An 18,944-nucleotide genomic window follows, 5' to 3' on the forward strand; every position below is an offset into this window, starting at 1 on the left:
AATGATTTTATTTTGACGACGTCAGAAGTTTGTCATTTGCGATATTCAGGCGGGATGGGGAGATCCTTGGCCAGCGGTTGCGGACGACGCCCCTGGCCACGGCGGAATTTCTTGAGCTGGAAGACATAGGCCAGCACCTGGGCCACAGCGGCAAACAGCCCTTCCGGGATCTCGCGCCCGAGCTCGGTGGAGTGGTAGATGGCCCGGGTCAGTTCGGGAGAGGGCATGATGGGAATTTCATATTCCCGCGCAATTTCCCGAATTTTCATTGCAATCTCGTCAGTCCCCTTGGCGATCACCTTGGGCGCCGCACCGGGCTTGCCCGCCTCATACTGAAGCGCCACCGAATAGTGGGTCGGGTTGGTGATCACCACATCGGCCTTGGGGATCTCCCCCATCATGCGCCGCATTGCCATCTCCATCTGCAGACGGCGGATCCGCCCCTTCACCTCGGGCTTGCCCTCGCTGTCCTTGAATTCGTCCTTCACCTCCTGCTTGGTCATCTTGAGCTGGCGCATGTGGTTCCACTGCTGGAACGGCACGTCGATGGCCACGATGGGAATGAGGGCGCAGCAGAGGATGATGAGCATCCACAAAAACAGCTCCAGCGCGTCTATGATGCCACCGGGGAAGCCCTCCAGGGAGAGGTTGAGCAGGTGGTTGAACTGGCTCGACAGCATCCACCAGGCGAACAGGCTGATGAAGACCACCTTGGCGATGGACTTGACCAGCTCGATCAGGGACTGAACGCCGAACATCCGCTTGAAGCCGTTGATGGGGCTCAGCTTGCTGAACTTGGGCATCATGGCCTCGGTGGAAAAGTTCATCCCCCCCATCAAGATGTTGCCGACGAAGGCGGCGATGGCCACCAGCGCAAACAGCATCCCCAAGGGAAGTATCAATTCCGACAACAGGGCCGGCACCATGGCGATCATGGCTGCGGGATCGAAGGCTTGATCCCGATCCAGGGTGAATCCCATGGTGAGCACCTTGATCATGGCGGTCGCCAGGGAAGCCTTGATCATCAGCAATCCGAACACGGCCGCCAGCAGCACGCTGGCGGTACCCAGCTCCTTGGAGCGTGCAATCTGCCCTTTTTCACGGGCTTGTTGCAGTCGTTTGCCCGTGGGTTGTTCGGTACGTTCCTGATCGGTATCAGCCATGGGTGCCTCCGAAGCACTGGGTGCCGATCAGCTCGCAGCTGACCTCCTGCACCCTCTCCCACATGGTATCGAAATGACCGAGGAAGCCGCCGATGGTGAGCCAGAGGATCAGCAGACCCGACATCATGCTGACCGCAAAGCCGATGCTGAAAATGTTGAGCTGGGGGGCCGCCCGGGTCATGACGCCGAACGCAAAGTTGATAAGCAGCAGCGCAACGATGGCGGAGAGCGCCATCACCAGAGAGGCCTGATACATGACCCCGAGAAAACCGATCAGGGTCCGGATGGAGGGGAGCGACAGCCCGGTGTCCGATACCGGCAGCGTCTCGAAACTCAAGATCACCAGACGCAGCATGATGAGATGGCCATCCACCGCGAGAAAGACCAAGGTCGCCAGCATCAGATAAAACTGGCCTACCACGGGGGCAGACTGGCCATTCATGGGATCCACCAGGGTGGCAAAACCCAGGCTGGTCTGCATGGCGATGACCTGGCCGGCCATCACGAAGCTCTCCATCAGAAACTGGGTCATCAGACCCAGCGCCACACCGATGAGCAGCTGCTGGGCCAGCACCAGAAAACTGCCGACGGAGAAGAGCTCGACCGGCGGCATCTTGGGTAGTAGTGGCGAGATCAGAAAGGTGATGGCCAGCGCCAGCCCCATGCGCACGCGCGCCGGCGTCAGGCGACTGCCAAACACCGCCATCACCATCAGGAGGCTGCTCACCCGCGCCAGTGGCCAAAGGATGGAAGACAACCACTCCATGATAAGAGCGGTTGTATAGGTCATCCCACCACCTCGGGGATCTGGCTGACCATCAGGATAAAGAAGTCCATCAGGCTCTGCAGGCCCCAGTGGGCCCCCGCCCCCAGGGCAAACAGGGTGACGATGAGACGTGGCAGGAAGCTCAGAGTCTGTTCGTTGATGGAGGTGGCAGCCTGAAAGATGGCGACCATCAAGCCGACGAACAGGCTGGGCAGGATCACGGCGCTCACCATGATGTTCACCAGCCAAAGCGCCTCACGAAAGACGTCGACAAAAGTTTCCGGACTCATATGCAGGGCTCCTTGCGCTTGGCCGGCTTAGCCGGCACCCAGTCCGAAGCTGTTGGCCAGCGATCCCAGAATGAGGTTCCAGCCATCCACCATGACGAACAGCATCAGCTTGAATGGCAGGGAGACGATCATCGGGGAGAGCATCATCATACCCATGGCCATCAGAATACTGGCTACCACCAGGTCGATGACCAGAAACGGCAGGAACAGCATGAAGCCAATCTGGAAGGCTGTCTTGAGTTCGCTGGTGACGAAGGCCGGGATCAGCACCCGCAGCGGCACGTCGGCGGGCTTGGCCACCTGGACGTTGGCGATCTCCATGAAGGTATTGAGATCCTTGACCCGGGTCTGGGCCAGCATGAACTGATGGATGGGCAACTGGGCCCGCTCGAGTGCCTCCTTGGCCAGGATGGTCTCCGCCAGATAGGGCTGCAGCGCCTCGTTGTTGATGCGATCCAGCACCGGCGACATGATGAAGAACGACATGAACAGGGCGATGCCGATCAGCACCTGGTTGGAGGGGCTCTGCTGCAGACCGATGGCCTGGCGCAGGATGCCGAGCACGACGACGATGCGGGTAAAGGAGGTCATCATGATGACCATGGCCGGCAGGAAAGAGAGCGCCGTCATCAAGGCCAGCACTTGCAGGGTCAGGCTGTACTCCTGACTGCCGTCCGCCATGGTCTTGACGGTCACCGCCGACATGCCGCCGTCCTGGGCCATGGCAAGGGGTGACAGCAGGCCGACCAGCAGCCAGATCCAGTTAGCTTTGTTCATGCTTGCCCATCAATTTGCCGAGCTGCTGGGAAAACGCCTGGGGCTGGCTCTCGTCCAGCGGCTCCTCCAGGCGATAGAGGAAGTTGACCTGCTGCGGGGTGACCCCGATCAGCAGCTGTTGCTCGCCCACCTTGACCACCATCAGCTTCTCCTTGTAGCCGACTGGCAGGCTGGCGATGACCCGCATCTGCCCGCCCCCCATGGCGTTGGCAATCTTGCTCTTCTTGAGCAAAAAGCCCAGCACCAAAATGAGGCCGATCACCATCAGGCTGGAGAGCAGCCAGGAGCTCAGGCTGGGGGGATTGGCCGCGCCCCCGACGTCGGCCAGCGCAGGCAGGGGCAACAGCAGTAACAGGAGCAGGCGCATCATTTGAGTTTCTTGATCCGTTCAATCTGACTGATGGCATCGGCCAACACAGAAGGGATGCCGAACTTCTTGGTCAGCATCCGGGGAGCCCATATCGGCGACACTATGAATCTTGTCATTTGAGCTTCTTGATCCTTTCTATCTGGCTGATGACATCGGTCAGACGGATACCGAACTTGTCGTTCACCACCACTACCTCGCCGTGGGCGATCAGGGTGCCGTTGACCAGCACGTCCAGCGGCTCGCCCGCCACGCGATCCAGCTCCACTACGGAGCCCTGGTTCAGCTGCAGCAGGTTGCGAATGCTGATCTGGCTGCGGCCCACCTCCATAGCGATGGTGACCGGAATATCCAGAATGGTGTCGAGTTTGCGCCGCTCTTCGGCACTGATTGGCGCATCGTCCTTCAGCTCCTCGAGGGGGGCCGGTTTGGCTTCAGCCGTTACCTGCTCCTCCAGCGCGGCAGCCCAGGCATCCGCCATCAGATCCTCTTCATCAGTTCCGCTCATCTTGGTTCCTTATGCTACTTCGTGACCCCTGAATCGCTTCAGGGGCCGATTATGGCTGTTGATCTTCGATGCTGCGCTCGAGCTCTTCCAGCTCGGCTTCGCCATCGATGCGTACACCGCCCCGGGTCACCAGATGCATCTCTGTCTTGACCCCTTCCGGGCGTTTGAGCTTGTCGGTGATCTTGAGCGCCACGTTGTCCTTGGTGCGACCCATCTTGGCGTGGAAGGTGGGCAGATCCTCCACAAACACCAGCAGGTTCTCCGGCATCTCCACCGGAATGATGTCACCGGGCTGCAGCTCCATCAGTTCGCGCAGGGTGAGCTCGGTCTCCAGCAACTTGGCCCTCAGCTCCACCTTGACGTCCATGATCTCGTCGCGCAGGGCCTTGCTCCAGCGCACGTCGGTGTCGCCCTTATCGCTCTGCACACCGGCATCGAGCAGCTCGCGAATCGGTTCCAGCATGGAGTAGGGCATGGCGACGTGAAAGTCGCCACCGCCGCCGTCCAGCTCGATGTGGAACGAGCTCACTACGATCACCTCGGTGGGACTGACGATGTTGGCCATGGCCGGGTTCACCTCGGAGTCGAGGTACTCGAAGCCCACGTCCATCACCGGCGCCCAGGCATCCTTGTAATCTTCAAAGACCAGCTTGAGCAGCATCTGGATGATGCGTCGCTCGGTCGGGGTGAACTCGCGCCCCTCGATCTTGGCATGATAGCGACCATCGCCGCCGAAGAAGTTCTCCACCAGGATGAAGACCAGACGCGCCTCCATGGTGATGAGCGCCGTGCCTTTGAGGGGACGAAAGCGCACCATGTTGAGACTGGTCGGCACGAACAGGGTATGGACATACTCGCCGAATTTCAGCATCTGCACGCCGTTGATGGAGACCTCGGCGGTGCGGCGCATCATGTTGAACAGGCTGATGCGCATATGGCGGGCGAAACGCTCGTTCACCAGCTCCAGGGTCGGCATTCGGCCACGGACGATGCGGTCCTGGGAGGAGAAGTCAAACTGGGCAACGCCGGGATCCCCCGCCGCCCCTATCTCTTCCTCTTCGACATCATCGACACCGTGCAAGAGGGCATCAATTTCGTCCTGACTTAACAGATCGCTCACGCTTCACCTATTGCATTACAAAGCCGGTAAACAGCACTTGTTCGATAACGGGGGAAGAGACCAGGTCATTGAGCACCCGACGGCACTCTTCCAGTGAATCCTTGCGCAGCTTCTCCTTGCCTTCGAAGGTCATCAACTGCTCGGCGGGTGCGGCACTGAAGACCCGCAGCAGGGTCCCTTCGATCAGTGGAATATGTTGCTTGGCCAGGGCCTCGTCGGCGGTGCCGCGCACCATCAGCTGGATCTTGATCTGCACCAGTCGATCACGCTGCGCCCCCGCCACGTTGAACACGAAGGGGCGGGGCATACCGACATAGAGTGACGGCTGGGGCGCCGCATCCTTCGCCGCTGCGCCATCGGCCTGCTCACTCTGCTCACCCTCTGCCGGTTTGTCAGAGCCGGAGAGCATAAACCAGGCCCCTGCACCGCCACCGGCCAGCAAGATGACGGCCAGGGCAATGATAATGATCAGCTTTTTTTTCTTGCCCGCAGCGGGGTCTTTTAGCGTCAGTTCGTTATCGTCAGCCATCCCTTGTCCACCCTAGTCTCAAACTTGTTCGGTATCATAAACTTACTCGGGATTGCATCAAGCATAGAAATCAATTCCGGAACCGTTTGTCGATTCCGCCAGCAAACTTCGGCCGGAACTCGCCACCTCGACGCCACCTTGTCCCTCGGAAGCGCCTGACTGGCCACCCTGTTGGCCCTGTTGACCCTGTTGACCCTGTTGACCCTGTCCGCTGAAGCCTTGCTGCCCCTGTTGGCCCTGCTGGGGCGCCTGCTGCTGCACCTGGGTCTGACCGAGCTGGATACCCTGACCGGCCAGCATCTCGCGCAGCCGGGGAATGGTCTGCTCCAGCATCTCGCGGGTCTGACCATGTTGTACCACAAAATGGACGTTGGCCTGGCTATCGGCCCCGATCTGGATCTGGATCTTCATCTTGCCCAGGCCGAGGGGGTCGAGCTGGATCTCCGCCTGTTGCAGCTTGTCCGCCAGCATCACATTGACCTTCTGGTGCAGCTCGGCGGGAGCATCCTTGCTGGCCAGGTTCAGATGGGGCAAGGATTGCGGCTCACGGCGCACACCAGCCTCCGGCATGGTTGGCCCCTTGCTCTCCGTTACCTGGGGTTGCGGCTGGCTGCCCTGCCCCGGCTGCACGCTCTGGGCATCATTGCCAGTGCTGGCGGAGGCGGCGCCCGGCCGGCTCTTGCTCGCCTCGGCGACCTTCTGCTTCACCTCCTGGGCCATCGCCTTGCGCAGCTCGCTGCTACCTGTCACCTCCATCTGCTGGATACCGGCCGAGATGGTCGACAGCGGTGCCTGGGGCCCCTGGGGTTGAGCCTGGGCCAATGCCTGTTGCGGCGCCGTCATCACAGGAGGTGTGGTGCCCGCATCGCCGGCGGCCACCGGGCTGCTCTGTACCGCGGCATTGGCGCTGGCCGCCTTGGCCGCGCTGGCATCACTGCTGGCTGAATTGGCGGGTACGACCTGCTGGCCACTCTGCGCGGGTTCTTTTCCCTTGCTCCGAGCCTCGGAGGCGCTGGCCTGCACGCTGGCATCAGGTTGCTTGATGCCTTCACCGAACGCCCTGGCCGCCGCGGCCGGCCCCTGCAGGTGCGCGCCCTGGCCAGGTGACACCTTGCTCGCCATGGGGGGGATGTCGGGTTTGCTCTTGCTCTCTTCGCCCTCTTTCCCCTGCACCGCCTCACCCTGCTTCAGGGGAGGCGTCTGCTCCTCGCCGGGCAGGCGACCAGCCAGTTGGGCCAGACGATCCTGGGCAGAGAGGGGCTTGTCCCCTTTCACGGCACCAGACAGTCGCGGATCATCCTTGAGAGAGACCTTGTCATCTTCCCCCTCCAATACGGCATCAGCCAATATGGATTTTCCTTCATCTGCCGGGACCATCTTGGACTGCACAGCCTCGGCTTCATCCGCCAGGGACGCGGTAGGCAGGCTTCCCTCCGTCAGGGCTGACGACACGGAAGGCATTGGCGTTGCACTCGAAGCTGGCAAGGAAGTCTCGCCGCCTTTGGCAGCCAGAGTCTGGGCCAGCTTGCCCGCTGATGACGAGAGCCCGTCGTTATCGGCCAGCACGTCACCCTCCCCCTCTTGCGGCAAGAGATTGCCGTTCGCCACAAAAGCGGGGTCGATGGCCGCGTCTTGTTCCGCCACCACTTGTGCAGGCAAGGGCACCGCCGGCGCCGTGACCAGGGTGGTGTCGAGCTTGAGGGAGTCTTGCAGACGGAGCAGAAAATCGCTGGCGGGGAGATCCTCTGCTTTCGTGTCGGATTTATCGGATTTGGCGGGTTTGTCAGAGCCGGCAGCCTCCACCTCGGACGACACCTCATCGGTCGCCAAAGATTTGGCTGTCTGGGAAGAAGAAGCCTCGGGGGCACTCTTTACGCGCTCTGGCGCCGAGCCCGTCCCCTGAGCCTTGGCGATCTCGGTGGCGAAATCCCCTCTCTGTCCGGACGGATTGCCGCCATCGCTGCCGCCGGTTTCCGCCACGCCGTTCAGGGAGGCATTTTCCAAGCCATTCGTCAGAGTCGAAGGCGCCTGTGTCAACACTGTCTGCATCATGATGGGATCCCTGAATTCTGGAGGTGCCCACGTCAGGGCCACCGGCAATGTTCAGTTCAAAGCAAGTTACAGGCCAGATTGATGGAAACGCCTCAGTATGGCGTACTCATCCAGCATCTTCTGCTCCTGACGCTGGGCCTTCTGCTGCTCGCGGCTGGCCTGCTTCTCCAGCAGCAGCTCCACCGCCTTGCGCCGCTGCTGGGCCGCCAGCCAGGCTTCCCGCCGCTGCTCCAGCGCCTGGCGCACCTGCTGCACCCCTTCACTTTGCTGGGTGGCGGCCTGTTCGAGCTTGTTGATGAAGGCGTGATACTGGGTATTCTGCTGGGCGCTGATCCCCTGCAGGCCGCGATCGGTCCACTGCTGGTGATAGATCTGGCGGTACTGGTTGAGGGCGTTTTGCTGATCCATGAACAGCTTCAGATCCTGCTGCGCCTTGACCAGCGCCAGCGCACACTGCTGTTCGGCCTCGACCAGCCGCTCGGCCAGCAACACCAACCCTTTACTCATCGCCGCTCTCTCCCCTCATCCGTCGTCAGCGCATCAGCGGCATGGCCACCATCTGCAAGGCTTGCAGGCCATCGTCATAGTGGATGACCTCGCGCATACCCTGCTGCAAGAACTGATCCAGATAGGGTTTCTGGATGATGGCGCGGTCGATGCGGGGATCCGAGCCCTGGCTGTAGGCACCGATGGTGATGAGATCCCGGTTCTGCTGATAGAGGGAGTAGAACTGCTTGAGGGTACGGGCCAGCTCCATGTGCTCCGGCGAGGTGACCATGGGCATGACCCGGCTGATGGATTTCTCGATGTCGATGGCCGGGTAGTGGCCCGAGTCGGCGAGTTCGCGCGACAACACTATGTGGCCATCGAGGATGGCTCGCGCCGCATCGGCGATGGGATCCTGCAGATCGTCCCCTTCCGTCAGCACGGTAAAAAACGCCGTAATGGAGCCCTGGCCGTCGCTGCCGTTGCCCGCCCGCTCCACCAGCGCCGGCAATTTGGCGAACACAGAGGGCGGATACCCTTTAGTCGCCGGGGGCTCACCCACCGCCAGTGCGATCTCGCGCTGGGCCTGGGCATAGCGGGTGAGCGAATCCATCAGCAGCAGCACGTTGAGCCCCTGATCGCGAAAATACTCGGCGATGGCGAGCGCCGTCTCGCACCCCTTGAGGCGCATCAGGGGCGAGGCATCGGCAGGGGCCGCCACCACCACGGAGCGGGCACGCCCCTCCTCCCCTAGGATCTCCTCGATAAACTCTTTCACCTCCCGGCCCCGCTCACCGATGAGGCCCACCACCACCACGTCCGCCACCGAGCCACGGGTCATCATGCCAAGCAGCACGGATTTGCCGACGCCGGAGCCGGCGAATAGCCCCATCCGCTGGCCTTGACCCACGGTCAGCACGGCGTTGATGGCGCGCACCCCCACATCCATCGGCTGATGAATGGGACGGCGGGAGAGCGGGTTGATGCGATGCTGGGCAAACTGCACCGAGTGGGAGGAGAGGATGGGACCTAAGCCATCGAGGGGCTGACCGATGCCATCGATGACCCGACCGAGCAGGTTCATGCCGACCGGGATGCCGTGCTCCTCGGTGATGGGCACCACACGGGCACCCGGGATCACCCCCTTGAGCTGCTCGCTCGGCATCAGATAGAGGCGATCGCCGGAAAAGCCGACTACCTCAGCCTCCAGGGTGCCATCCAGGGTATCGATGCGACAGAGGGCCCCGATGGCGGCGCGGCAACCTATGGCCTCCAGGGTCAGCCCCACCACCCGGGTCAATTTTCCGGCGACGGGCGGCTTGGGCGCGCTATCGCGAACCCGATACCCTTGCAACCGGTTGAGCAACGAGTCGCTCATCTGGCCTCCTCTGATACGAAAAAACGCCCGGGCCGGCCTCGGCCAACCCGGACGCTGTCATGAATGGGGATCCCGGGATGCGTTGTCCCGCAGAAAGTTGCGCAGCAGCTGATCAATACGCCCAGCCAGGGTCAGATCGATGCTGGAGAGTTCGGTCGCCAGCTGCAGATCGCCGGGGGAGAGGGTGGGATCGCTTTGCAGTCGCCAGTGGCGCTTGGCGCACTCTTCGGCCCCGAACGCCTGCTCGACCCGGGCCACATCGTCGGGATGGAGCATCAGGGTGACTCCCTGCTCGGCGGCGGGCAGCAGGGCCAGCCCCTCTTTGAGCGCCTCCAGCAGCATGCGGGGCGAGGTCTCGGCCTCATGGCGAATCAGCGCTCGGGCCAGCTGCTGTACCAGAGCGATGAGCTGCTGCTCCACGGCCTGATCCAGCTCATTCAGGGGATTGGCCAATCGGGAGGCCAGTTCCTGCCAGTGGGCTATCTCCTGCTCCACCAGCTCGCGGCCCATGGCCAGCCCCTCCTCACGTCCCTGCTCGAGACCGGCGGCATGACCCTGCTGCAAGCCCTCCAGCTTGCCCTCTTCCAGCCCCTTGGCAAATCCTGCCTCACGGCCTTCGGCCATTCCCTCTTCCCAGGCGGCCTGGCGAATGGCCTCCAGCTCCTCGGCGGTGATGCTGGGGGTCGGCTCCTGTTCGGGCTCAGGCTCCACCACCTCCTCTTCCTGCTGGTACCAGTCAGGGGAGAGTCCCAGCGCATTGGTCTCGACTTCGGACTCGACCTCCATCTCGGGCCAGCCCCAGGTCTCTACCTGGGTGTTGTCGTTGTCCGGGCGCACATAGCCACGCAGTTTGTTGTTCATCTTTCAGCAGCGCTCCTCGTCGCGACCAGTTGCTGGCCCGCCATCACCATACCACTTGTTGATCATGGCTTAGAGGAACTCGTCGCCGCCACCGGAGCCCAGCATGATCTCGCCGGCATCCGCCAGACGGCGGGCGATGGAGAGGATCTCCTTCTGGGCGGCCTCCACTTCGGAGACCCGGATCGGGCCCATGGCCTCCAGATCGTCCGCCAGCATCTCGGCGGCCCGTTTGGACATGTTCTTGAAGATCTTCTCGCGCATCTGATCGTCGGAGCCCTTGAGGGCCCGTTGCAGCAGATCGCCGGGCACTTCCCGCAGCATGGTCTGGATGCCGCGATCGTCCACATCGATCAGGTTTTCGAACACGAACATCAGATCCTGGATCTGCTGGCTCATCTCCTCGTCCGACTCGCGGATGGAGTCCATCAGCTGGCCTTCGATGTTGGTATCGAGGTAGTTCATGATGTTGGCTGCCGCCTTCAGGCCGCCCATCTTGGCTGCCTGGGCGCCCGCCGCACCGGCGAACTGTTTCTCCATGATGTCGTTCAACTCTTGCAGCGCCGCCGGTTGCACCTCTTCCAGGTTGGCGATACGCATCACCAGATCCAGGCGCACCTGCTCCGGGAACTGGCTCAGGATCTCGGCAGACTGCTCGGGCTCGAGATAGGAGAGCACGATGGTCTGGATCTGCGGGTGCTCGTTCTGGATGATGCTGGCCACCTGGCGAGCATCCATCCATTTGAGGGAATCGAGGCCGCGGGCACCGGACCCCAGGATAATCTGATCCACCAGGTTGCTCGCCTTGTCTTCGCCAAGGGCGGCCACCAGAGCCTTGCGCACGAAGTCTTCGCTGCCGATACCGATATTGGTGTACTTCTGGATGTCGTCGATAAACTGGCGGTGCACCGCCGCCACCCGATCGTGACTGAAGTCGGACATGGAGGCCATCGACATGCCGAGCCGCTGCACCTGCTTGGGTTCGAGGTGGCGGAAGATCTGGGCTGCATCCTCCTCGTTGAGGCTCAGCATCAATACCGCCGCCATCTCCATGCCGGACATCTGATCCAGGATCAGACGCTGGCTTTCGGTGATATCGTTGCCGGTGACCTGGCTTTTATTCTCTTCAGGCATCTTTGGTTACCCATTCTTTAATGACCTGAGCGGCCAGATCCGGTTCGTTCGCCACCAGCGCACGGACCGCCTTGAGCAAGTCTTCATCCCGGTGCAGATCAGGCAGCTTGAGCTGACCATCGCGCAATCCAAACACAGGCTCGGCTTCTGCTTGGGCCGCCAACAAGCTCAGTTCGTCGTCGCCACCCAGCACGGTGTGGTTGTCGAAATCCAGCTCCCCTTCCGGCTTGGCATCCGGGTAGAGCAGGCGCTTGAGCATGGGGCGCACCACGGTGACGATAAGGACGATGATGACCAGCACGGAGGCAGCGATGCGCACTGCGCGCCAGAACCAGGGCTGTTCGTAGAGCGGCGGCTCACCCACCACTTCCAGCTCGGGACGGTTGAACGGAATGGCGACCACTTCCAGGGTGTCACCCCGGGTCACGTCAAAGCCAAGGCCACCGCCGAGCAGACGGCGCAGGGTATCGAGCTCGGCCTGGGTGCGCGCCTCGCGGGTGACCTTGCCATCGGCACCGGTCACCGACTTGTAATCCACCGCGACCGAGACGGTCATGCGGCGAATGCCCCCCATCTGGCGACGGGTGTGGCTGACGGTGGTATCGAGTTCGAAGTTGCGGGTCGCCTCCTTGCGGGAGCGACCCGAGGCGGCGGAGCCGGACTCGCCACCGGTCGCCTGTTCGGGAATATTGGAGGCGGCAGGCGGCTGGTTGGAGAGGGCCCCCGGGATGCCGCCGTTGCTGCCGCTGGAGCTGTTCTCCTCCAGAGTCATTTCGGAGCGCACCGCCGGCAAGTCGGGATTGTAGGTCTTGCGGGTCTGCTCCTGCTGGGAGAAGTCGAGGGAGAGATCGACCTCCGCCGTATAATTGTCAGCGCCAAGCACCGGGATCAGGATGGCGTCAATTTTTTGTTTGTATTCGAGTTCCTGCTTCTGCTGCATCGCAAACTCCTTGCGAGTCTGGGCAGAGACAGGATCCTGGGAACCGGAGTTGAGCAAACGACCGTTCTGATCGGTCACAGTGACGCGAGTCGGCACCAGGCCGTGCACGGCGGAGGCGACCATGTCGACGATGGAGTCCACCTCCCCCTGATTGAGGGCGGCGCCCTTGAGCTTGAGTACCACGGTCGCGCTGGGTTTGCGCTCGTTGCGGGCAAACACGTTCTCTTTGGGGATGGCCAGCAGCACCTGGGCACTGGCTACGCTCTGGAACTGCTCGATGGCGCTGGCCAGCTGACGCTCGCGGCTCAATTTCAGGCGCTCGCTCTCCATCCGCTGGCTGACGCCGAAGCTGGAATCCTTGAGCAGAATATCTTCGCCGTCATTGGTCATGTCGCTCGCATTGACCAGACCGGCACGGGTCAGGGCCAGCTTGATGCTGGGGTAGTTTTCGGCGCTGACCAGCACGCTCTTGCCATCTACCTGATAGGGGATCTTCTGCTGATCGAGAAAATCGAGGGTCTTGACCAGCTCCTGGGTGGTGTAGGTGCCAAGGGGACGCATGTCCGGCTCCTTGCCCCACAACAGGATGAAGACGGCGATGGCCAGGCAGATGGCCAGCCCCAGGATCAGGGTGATTTGCCGCAGCACGTCGGTGTTGGACAAGAAGCCCAGCGCCGAACTCTTCTGCTCATTTTCATCGAGGGCGGCGGTGCCCTCATCGTTCATCAGCAGTTCGCCGTTTTGGTCAGTAGCCACGATTCAAATCCTTACACTGGCATGTTCATGATGGTCTTGTAGGCATCGACCATCTTGTTGCGGACCTGTACCGTTGCCTCGAAGGCAATGGAGGACTTCTGGCCTGCGATCATGACTTCCGACAGATCCACCGACTTGTCACCCATATCGAAACGGGTGCGCAGATCGTTGGCAGCCCCTTGCAATTCGTTGACGTTGCCAAGTGCCTGCTGCAGCAACTGGCCAAAATCGGAAGTCACCTGGCGACCGGGTTGTGTCAGCGGTGTGGCGCCTGCCTCAATCTTGAGGGCCTGCATCTCTTGCATCAGGCTGCTTGCACTAATTTCCATTTTTCATCCCCAGACAAATCATTGACGCTGACAGGCTCCAAGCAATAAAAGTGCCAATTAGGAAAAATGCCCTCAAGCCAGGGGAATGGGTGGTCGCAGAGGGCGATGACGAACCGGCGCCAGTCACGGCCGCGGCACGGCCCCCTCGCCCAACAACAGCCTCAGATAGCTCAGATGCAGATCGTAGTGTTCCCCGGCGGGCAGCTTGACCAACACTTCGTTGTGAAGGTAACCCGCGCGGCTCGCCGCCAGCTCGGGAGGGATCAGTCTCTCCACCACCAGCCTGGCAACGATGGCATCCGCCAGGGCCATGGTCGCCTCATCGGCACGCCCCCAGCCGAAATGCCCACGATATTGCGATCCTTCAGGGCTGGGCTCGAGGGGAGAGACCTGCTCCCCCTTGACCCAGAAGGCCATGGGGATCCCATCCTGCAGACGCAGATAGACGCTCTGCTTGTCCCAGCTCGGGGCCGCGTCCATCCCGCCCTGTTCTGCTGCTTGTGCCATGCCACTCTCCTTGTTCTGCTGACAAATCCTGCTTGCGCCCATGAAAAAGAGGGCCGATGGCCCTCTTTTTACTGCAAGTTGCGTCATTTAAACAGACAACAATTCACTGTGAGCGAAGAAAAAGATGCGGTTGCTCAAAGCCTGCGCAATCACTGGGTCAGATCCTTGTCTATCCAGTATTTGGAGCCGGAAATATTGGCGTCCAGCAGCAACCCCTTCTCGCCGATCTGGTAGATGGCCATGCCACCGTTGTACTTGGCGGTGAGCTCGGCGCTCTCCTTGCCGGCCACGGCCCCCACTTCTGAGGTCGCTTCCCATCCCTGGGTGACGAAGGCATCAAACCGCGCCTTGTCTTCAAACAGGATCACCTGCTGGTAAAACTTGCCTCCCAGACCCGCGGCAATACCCGCGCCAAACATCTTCATGTAGGTGTGCTTGCCCGTGGTGCGATCGATTGCCACCCCGGCCCCCTGGTTGGTATGGAGCATCAGGGAGAACTTGCGCGAATCGAACACCGCATAGCCATATGCCTTGTCAAACAGCAACTTGGCCGAAGGTTGCTCGTTGAACAACCTCACCAGCGCGGTATCGGCCATGGTGTTGAGGGCAAGGCGCGCCTCTTCCGGGGTCTCGGGTTCGAGCATCTCGTCGAGCTTCTTGTCGGCGACCGCCAGCCACTCCTTGCCGGTGGCGATGCTCTTGTCAGTCCAGACCCCGGCGGTATTGAAGGCATCCTCGCCCCAGGCGGAGACGGAGGCCCAGCTCTTCTTGGAAAAATCGCTGACATCCTGCCAGACCTCCTTGCTGGTCTCGCTGACCGCAGTGCCGAGATCGGACGCCGCCTCTTTCAACTTGGCCCAGTCCGCGTGAGCCGGTGACAACACCAGCCCCAGCGACAGGGCCATCACCCATTTTTTACCCGGATTCATGCCAGATCTCCTCGTATGCTTCGCGGTGTAACAAGCAATCTGTCTTCAGCTGTGACAGCAAACCATACCATGTTTTAGCCGTGGGGTGCCGCTTAGGCCAGAGAGCCACATTATATCCCCGGCCTCTTCGCCAATGGGTCCTCGTAACCGGTACGGCAGACGAATATAAAAAAGCTGCTCACCTCGCGGTGAACAGCTTTCTGGTTGCCTTGGCGGATGAAAGGCCTTATTCGACCATCATCACCTTGCAGGTGTTGGTACTACCGACGGTTTCCATCTTGTCGCCGTGAGTGAGCAGTACCATGTCGCCGCTTTGCAGCAGTCCCTTGGCCTTGAGCACGTCCAGCGCATCGCGGCACACTTCGTAGACCGGCTTGGTCTCGTCGCCGTCAAACAGCACCGGGGTCACGCCGCGGTAGAGGTTGGTCCAGGCCAGTGTCTTGTTGTGCGGTGACAGAGCGAAGATCGGCAGACCGGAGCTGATGCGAGACATCAGCAGCGGGGTAGTACCGGATTCGGTCAGCGCCACGATCGCCTTGACCCCTTCCAGGTGGTTGGCCGCATACATGGTGGACATGGCGACGGCTTCCTCCACCGAGGTGAAGGTGTAACTCATGCGGTGGTTGGAGACGTTCAGGCTCGGGTGCTTCTCGGCGCCCACGCAGACGCTGGCCATGGAGGTCACTGTCTCGATGGGGAACTGGCCGGCGGCGGTTTCGGCAGAGAGCATCACCGCATCGGTACCATCCAGCACGGCGTTGGCGACGTCCATCACCTCGGCACGGGTCGGCAGCGGCGCATTGATCATCGACTCCATCATCTGGGTCGCGGTGATCACCACCCGGTTCAAACGACGGGAGTAGCGGATCAGCTTCTTCTGCACACCCACCAGCTCGGGGTCGCCGATCTCGACACCCAGATCGCCACGAGCCACCATGACGGCATCGGAGCCAAGAATGATGTCTTCCATCGCCTCATCGGTGGCGACGGTTTCGGCGCGCTCGACCTTGGCCACGATCTTGGCGTTGGAACCGGCTTCGCGGGCCAGCTCGCGGGCGTAGCGCAGGTCATCGCCGCAGCGGGGGAAGGAGACAGCCAGGTAGTCCACATTCATGCGGGCGGCAGTCTTGATATCTTCCTTGTCTTTCTCGGTCAGAGCCGGCGCGGAGAGGCCGCCCCCTTTCTTGTTGATGCCCTTGTTGTTGGAGAGCGGGCCCGCAACAGTCACTGTGGTGTGAATGCGAGTACCTTCGACACGCTCTACCTTCAGTTGCACACGACCGTCGTCCAGCAGCAGGATGTCGCCAGGCACTACGTCATTGGGCAGGCTCTTGTAGTCGATCCCCACCTGCTCCTGGCAGCCTTCACCCTTGCCGAGGGCGGCGTCCAATACGAACTTGTCACCGATGGCCAGGTAGATCTTGCCATCCTTGAAAGTGGAAACACGGATTTTCGGGCCCTGCAGGTCACCCATGATGGCCACGTGGCGGCCGAGTTTGGCAGCAATGTCACGCACCTGGTTGGCGCGCTGGATATGATCTTCAGGAGTGCCGTGAGAGAAATTCATCCGCACCATGTCGGCGCCGGCGCGGATGATCCCTTCCAGGATCCCTTCGCGGTCGGTAGCCGGACCGAGTGTGGTTACAATCTTTGTACGTCTAGGCATGAAAGACTCCAATATGAAGTTGATATGACTTGAAATTCTGCCCCATCAAGCGGATGCCGACAGGCATCCGTTTGCCAGCCATCTGGGTGGCTTTTGTTATTAAATTACAATACTACACCAAAGCAGGGTGGCATAGACAGCCGGGGGGTCACCCCCCGACGATTCAGGAAGAGTGCGGTGTATCGAAGCGGGATTCGCGCAGTCCCTCTTTCACTTTTTTCAGGTTTTCGCGAAACTTCATCCCCCGGCGCAGGGTGAAACCGGTCGCCAGCACATCCACCAGCGCCAGCTGGGCGATACGGGAAGCCATCGGCATATAGACATCGGTGTCTTCCGGCACATCCATGGAGAGCACCAGGTTGCACTCGCGGGCCAGCGGCGAATCCTTGGCGGTCATGCCGATGACGGTGGCATCGTTTTCGCGGGCCAGCGCGGCAATCTCGACCAGCGCCTTGGTGCGGCCGGTGTGAGAGATGAGCACCACCACATCCCCCTCTGAGCTGTTGATGCAGCTCATGCGCATCATGACGATGTCATCGAAGCTCACTACCGGGATGTTGAAGCGGAAGAATTTGTTCTGGGCATCGCGGGCGACGGCCGAAGAGGCGCCAAGGCCGAAGAAGCTGATCTTCTTGGACTGGGTCAAGATATCGACGCAGCGATTGATGGCTGAGATATCCAGGCTGTTTTTGGCCGCATCCAGGCAGGCCATGGTGGATTCGAAGATCTTGGCGGTATAGGTATCGGGGCCATCTTCCGCCTCTACGTGACGGTTCACATAGGGTGTACCATTGGCCAGGCTCTGGGCCAGGTGCAGTTTGAAATCGGGAAAACCCTTGGTATCGAGACGACGACAAAAACGGTTGACGGTCGGTTCACTGACGTCGGCCATTTTGGCCAGGGCGGCGATGCTGGAGTGAATGGCAGTTTGGGGAGACGCCAGGATCACCTCGGCGACCTTGCGTTCTGATTTACTGAAACTTTCCAAGTTATTTGTAATTTTATCAAGGGTATTCATCATCACCACCAGGCATTTTTTGTAATTTAGCTTCAGTGTCTTTGCACTCAACTTACGGCTAAGCAGGTTTCCAATCAACCTGATGACTATACAAGACAAGTGGTTATCGCAACTAACACCTGCCATACAAAGTATGACTCATCTCTAATTATTTCGTACTTTTCGTTACAAAACGTCACCTAGCCCTGAAAGCGCTTACAAATGTTGCAAAGCAACAACACTGTGAGCAGGCGCACGTTTGTGCCGTTCCGGTGGGTGAGCGGGGCCTGGCTCGGATAGAATGGCCCGTCACAATCCAACAATAATCTCGGGACGCCAATGGTCGTCCGAAGCCTGTAACGAAGGAGTTGTTATGCAGCATACCCATGCGCTGGTCGGCGATGTCGGCGGTACCAATGCGCGTCTGGCCCTGTGTGAGCTGGCCACCGGCACTATCTCCCAGGCAAAAACCTATTCAGGTCTTGCCCACCCCTCTCTCGAAGCCGTCGTACGCCTCTATCTGGATGAGCACGCAGCAAAAGTAAGCGAGGCTTGCATCGCCATTGCCTGCCCCATCAATGGTGACTGGGTCGCCATGACCAACCACAGCTGGGAATTCTCCATCAAGGAGATGCAGACCAATCTCGGTCTTGAGCGCCTGCTGGTGATCAACGACTTTACCGCCGTCTCCATGGCTGTTCCCGTGCTGCCGGAAGAAGATCGCATCCAGCTGGGCGGAGGTGCCCCCGTGGCAGGCAAACCCATCGCCATCTATGGAGCTGGTACCGGCCTTGGCGTGGCCCATCTGGTCAAGGCCGGTGAGCAGTGGCTGAGCCTGCCGGGCGAAGGGGGGCATGTGGATTTTGCCGCCAACAGCGAAGAGGAAGACGCCGTTTTGCAGGTGATGCGTGGCGAACTGGGTCATGTCTCGGCCGAGCGCTTCCTCTCTGGCCCAGGGCTGGTCAATCTCTATCGCGGCCTGGTGAAATCCGATGGTCGCGAACCCGAAGCACTGGCGCCGAAAGACATTACCGAGCGCGCCCTGGCCAACTCATGCCTGGACTGTCGCCGCACCTTGAGCCTGTTCTGCGTGCTGATGGGCCGTTTTGCCGGCAACCTAGCACTCAACATGGGCACCTTTGGCGGCGTCTATATTGCGGGCGGCATAGTGCCGCGCTTCCAGGAGTTTTTTACCGGCTCGGGTTTTCGGGTGGCGTTTGAAGACAAGGGGCGTTTCAAATCCTACCTCAAGGATATCCCGGTATTTCTGATCACCCATGAGGGTCCGGGACTACTCGGCGCGGGAGCTTATTTGCGCCAGTCGATGGGACTCAAGATCTGAGCAAAGCCTGTCACCGCAAGGATCATGCCATGGTTCAGCCTCGATTCAGT

The 18,944-nt window shown here is 60.6% G+C and carries 20 protein-coding genes; 1 reads left to right on the plus strand and 19 read right to left on the minus strand.

Going from position 1 to position 18,944, the window contains the following annotated elements:
- Positions 1-32: 32 nt before the first annotated feature.
- From flhB to ACB028_RS02010, 19 genes are all read right to left on the minus strand, one after another.
- Positions 33-1,163: a flagellar biosynthesis protein FlhB gene (flhB, locus tag ACB028_RS01920; RefSeq protein ID WP_026457795.1), complete on the minus strand. Its 1,131-nt coding sequence runs from the start codon at positions 1,161-1,163 to the stop codon at positions 33-35.
- Positions 1,156-1,953 carry a flagellar biosynthetic protein FliR gene (gene fliR / locus ACB028_RS01925; protein ID WP_201976925.1) on the minus strand — a complete coding sequence of 266 codons (798 nt, stop codon included), beginning with the start codon at positions 1,951-1,953 and terminating at the stop codon, positions 1,156-1,158. The genes flhB and fliR overlap by 8 nt, the downstream gene beginning before the upstream one ends.
- Entirely contained in the window at positions 1,950-2,219 is a 270-nt protein-coding gene (fliQ, locus tag ACB028_RS01930) for a flagellar biosynthesis protein FliQ (protein WP_026457793.1), read from the minus strand. The genes fliR and fliQ overlap by 4 nt, the downstream gene beginning before the upstream one ends.
- Before the next feature lie 27 nt (positions 2,220-2,246).
- A complete protein-coding gene (gene fliP / locus ACB028_RS01935; protein ID WP_371143367.1) occupies positions 2,247-2,996 on the minus strand; it encodes a flagellar type III secretion system pore protein FliP in 750 nt (249 codons plus the stop codon).
- The gene (fliO, locus tag ACB028_RS01940) at positions 2,983-3,366 is read right to left on the minus strand and encodes a flagellar biosynthetic protein FliO (RefSeq protein WP_042024823.1); all 384 of its coding nucleotides are present in this window, start codon (positions 3,364-3,366) and stop codon (positions 2,983-2,985) included. Before fliO ends, fliP begins: the two co-directional genes overlap by 14 nt.
- A gap of 112 nt (positions 3,367-3,478) precedes the next feature.
- Complete coding sequence (fliN, locus tag ACB028_RS01945) at positions 3,479-3,871, minus strand: flagellar motor switch protein FliN (RefSeq protein ID WP_011705280.1); 393 nt, start codon at positions 3,869-3,871, stop codon at positions 3,479-3,481.
- A 49-nt stretch (positions 3,872-3,920) separates the two neighbouring features.
- A complete protein-coding gene (gene fliM / locus ACB028_RS01950) occupies positions 3,921-4,991 on the minus strand; it encodes a flagellar motor switch protein FliM (RefSeq protein ID WP_042024822.1) in 1,071 nt (356 codons plus the stop codon).
- Between the two features lie 7 nt (positions 4,992-4,998).
- Complete coding sequence (fliL, locus tag ACB028_RS01955) at positions 4,999-5,520, minus strand: flagellar basal body-associated protein FliL (RefSeq protein WP_042072164.1); 522 nt, start codon at positions 5,518-5,520, stop codon at positions 4,999-5,001.
- A gap of 57 nt (positions 5,521-5,577) precedes the next feature.
- Complete coding sequence (locus ACB028_RS01960) at positions 5,578-7,572, minus strand: flagellar hook-length control protein FliK (RefSeq protein WP_371143368.1); 1,995 nt, start codon at positions 7,570-7,572, stop codon at positions 5,578-5,580.
- A gap of 66 nt (positions 7,573-7,638) precedes the next feature.
- Positions 7,639-8,079: a flagellar export protein FliJ gene (gene fliJ, locus ACB028_RS01965; protein WP_026456074.1), complete on the minus strand. Its 441-nt coding sequence runs from the start codon at positions 8,077-8,079 to the stop codon at positions 7,639-7,641.
- Positions 8,080-8,104: 25 nt separating this feature from the next.
- Entirely contained in the window at positions 8,105-9,436 is a 1,332-nt protein-coding gene (gene fliI / locus ACB028_RS01970; protein WP_371143369.1) for a flagellar protein export ATPase FliI, read from the minus strand.
- Between the two features lie 57 nt (positions 9,437-9,493).
- Positions 9,494-10,297, minus strand: a complete 804-nt coding sequence (gene fliH / locus ACB028_RS01975; RefSeq protein ID WP_371143370.1) for a flagellar assembly protein FliH — start codon at positions 10,295-10,297, stop codon at positions 9,494-9,496.
- 69 nt (positions 10,298-10,366) lie between these two features.
- Positions 10,367-11,428, minus strand: a complete 1,062-nt coding sequence (gene fliG / locus ACB028_RS01980) for a flagellar motor switch protein FliG (RefSeq protein ID WP_026456071.1) — start codon at positions 11,426-11,428, stop codon at positions 10,367-10,369.
- Complete coding sequence (gene fliF, locus ACB028_RS01985) at positions 11,421-13,124, minus strand: flagellar basal-body MS-ring/collar protein FliF (protein WP_042024819.1); 1,704 nt, start codon at positions 13,122-13,124, stop codon at positions 11,421-11,423. Before fliF ends, fliG begins: the two co-directional genes overlap by 8 nt.
- 11 nt (positions 13,125-13,135) lie before the next feature.
- Positions 13,136-13,453 (minus strand): flagellar hook-basal body complex protein FliE, encoded by a 318-nt coding sequence (gene fliE, locus ACB028_RS01990; RefSeq protein WP_026456070.1) that lies wholly within the window; start codon positions 13,451-13,453, stop codon positions 13,136-13,138.
- A 123-nt stretch (positions 13,454-13,576) separates the two neighbouring features.
- Positions 13,577-13,960, minus strand: a complete 384-nt coding sequence (locus ACB028_RS01995; RefSeq protein WP_224211297.1) for a hypothetical protein — start codon at positions 13,958-13,960, stop codon at positions 13,577-13,579.
- Between the two features lie 149 nt (positions 13,961-14,109).
- A complete protein-coding gene (locus ACB028_RS02000; RefSeq protein ID WP_201976922.1) occupies positions 14,110-14,889 on the minus strand; it encodes a hypothetical protein in 780 nt (259 codons plus the stop codon).
- A gap of 226 nt (positions 14,890-15,115) precedes the next feature.
- The gene (gene pyk / locus ACB028_RS02005; protein WP_026456067.1) at positions 15,116-16,555 is read right to left on the minus strand and encodes a pyruvate kinase; all 1,440 of its coding nucleotides are present in this window, start codon (positions 16,553-16,555) and stop codon (positions 15,116-15,118) included.
- A gap of 163 nt (positions 16,556-16,718) precedes the next feature.
- Complete coding sequence (locus ACB028_RS02010) at positions 16,719-17,576, minus strand: MurR/RpiR family transcriptional regulator (RefSeq protein WP_040096037.1); 858 nt, start codon at positions 17,574-17,576, stop codon at positions 16,719-16,721.
- A 277-nt stretch (positions 17,577-17,853) separates the two neighbouring features.
- Between ACB028_RS02010 and glk the strand changes: the two genes are divergently transcribed.
- Positions 17,854-18,894, plus strand: a complete 1,041-nt coding sequence (gene glk / locus ACB028_RS02015; protein ID WP_371143371.1) for a glucokinase — start codon at positions 17,854-17,856, stop codon at positions 18,892-18,894.
- The last annotated feature ends 50 nt before the right edge of the window (positions 18,895-18,944 follow it).

The sequence above is a fragment of the Aeromonas sp. S9(2024) genome (assembly GCF_041403185.1).
Lineage (GTDB): Bacteria > Pseudomonadota > Gammaproteobacteria > Enterobacterales > Aeromonadaceae > Aeromonas > Aeromonas enteropelogenes.

Excerpts from the sequence above, each read along its gene's own strand:
- glk (WP_371143371.1), top strand. The coding sequence starts at position 17,854 with ATGGCCCGTCACAATCCAACAATAATCTCGGGACGCCAATGGTCGTCC.
- fliL (WP_042072164.1), bottom strand. The coding sequence starts at position 5,520 with ATGGCTGACGATAACGAACTGACGCTAAAAGACCCCGCTGCGGGCAAG.
- fliJ (WP_026456074.1), bottom strand. The coding sequence starts at position 8,079 with ATGAGTAAAGGGTTGGTGTTGCTGGCCGAGCGGCTGGTCGAGGCCGAA.
- ACB028_RS02000 (WP_201976922.1), bottom strand. The coding sequence starts at position 14,889 with ATGAATCCGGGTAAAAAATGGGTGATGGCCCTGTCGCTGGGGCTGGTG.
- ACB028_RS01960 (WP_371143368.1), bottom strand. The coding sequence starts at position 7,572 with ATGATGCAGACAGTGTTGACACAGGCGCCTTCGACTCTGACGAATGGC.
- fliP (WP_371143367.1), bottom strand. The coding sequence starts at position 2,996 with ATGAACAAAGCTAACTGGATCTGGCTGCTGGTCGGCCTGCTGTCACCC.
- fliE (WP_026456070.1), bottom strand. The coding sequence starts at position 13,453 with ATGGAAATTAGTGCAAGCAGCCTGATGCAAGAGATGCAGGCCCTCAAG.
- fliH (WP_371143370.1), bottom strand. The coding sequence starts at position 10,297 with ATGAACAACAAACTGCGTGGCTATGTGCGCCCGGACAACGACAACACC.
- fliI (WP_371143369.1), bottom strand. The coding sequence starts at position 9,436 with ATGAGCGACTCGTTGCTCAACCGGTTGCAAGGGTATCGGGTTCGCGAT.
- flhB (WP_026457795.1), bottom strand. The coding sequence starts at position 1,163 with ATGGCTGATACCGATCAGGAACGTACCGAACAACCCACGGGCAAACGA.
- fliR (WP_201976925.1), bottom strand. The coding sequence starts at position 1,953 with ATGACCTATACAACCGCTCTTATCATGGAGTGGTTGTCTTCCATCCTT.
- fliN (WP_011705280.1), bottom strand. The coding sequence starts at position 3,871 with ATGAGCGGAACTGATGAAGAGGATCTGATGGCGGATGCCTGGGCTGCC.
- fliO (WP_042024823.1), bottom strand. The coding sequence starts at position 3,366 with ATGATGCGCCTGCTCCTGTTACTGCTGTTGCCCCTGCCTGCGCTGGCC.
- pyk (WP_026456067.1), bottom strand. The coding sequence starts at position 16,555 with ATGCCTAGACGTACAAAGATTGTAACCACACTCGGTCCGGCTACCGAC.
- ACB028_RS02010 (WP_040096037.1), bottom strand. The coding sequence starts at position 17,576 with ATGATGAATACCCTTGATAAAATTACAAATAACTTGGAAAGTTTCAGT.
- fliQ (WP_026457793.1), bottom strand. The coding sequence starts at position 2,219 with ATGAGTCCGGAAACTTTTGTCGACGTCTTTCGTGAGGCGCTTTGGCTG.
- ACB028_RS01995 (WP_224211297.1), bottom strand. The coding sequence starts at position 13,960 with ATGGCACAAGCAGCAGAACAGGGCGGGATGGACGCGGCCCCGAGCTGG.
- fliG (WP_026456071.1), bottom strand. The coding sequence starts at position 11,428 with ATGCCTGAAGAGAATAAAAGCCAGGTCACCGGCAACGATATCACCGAA.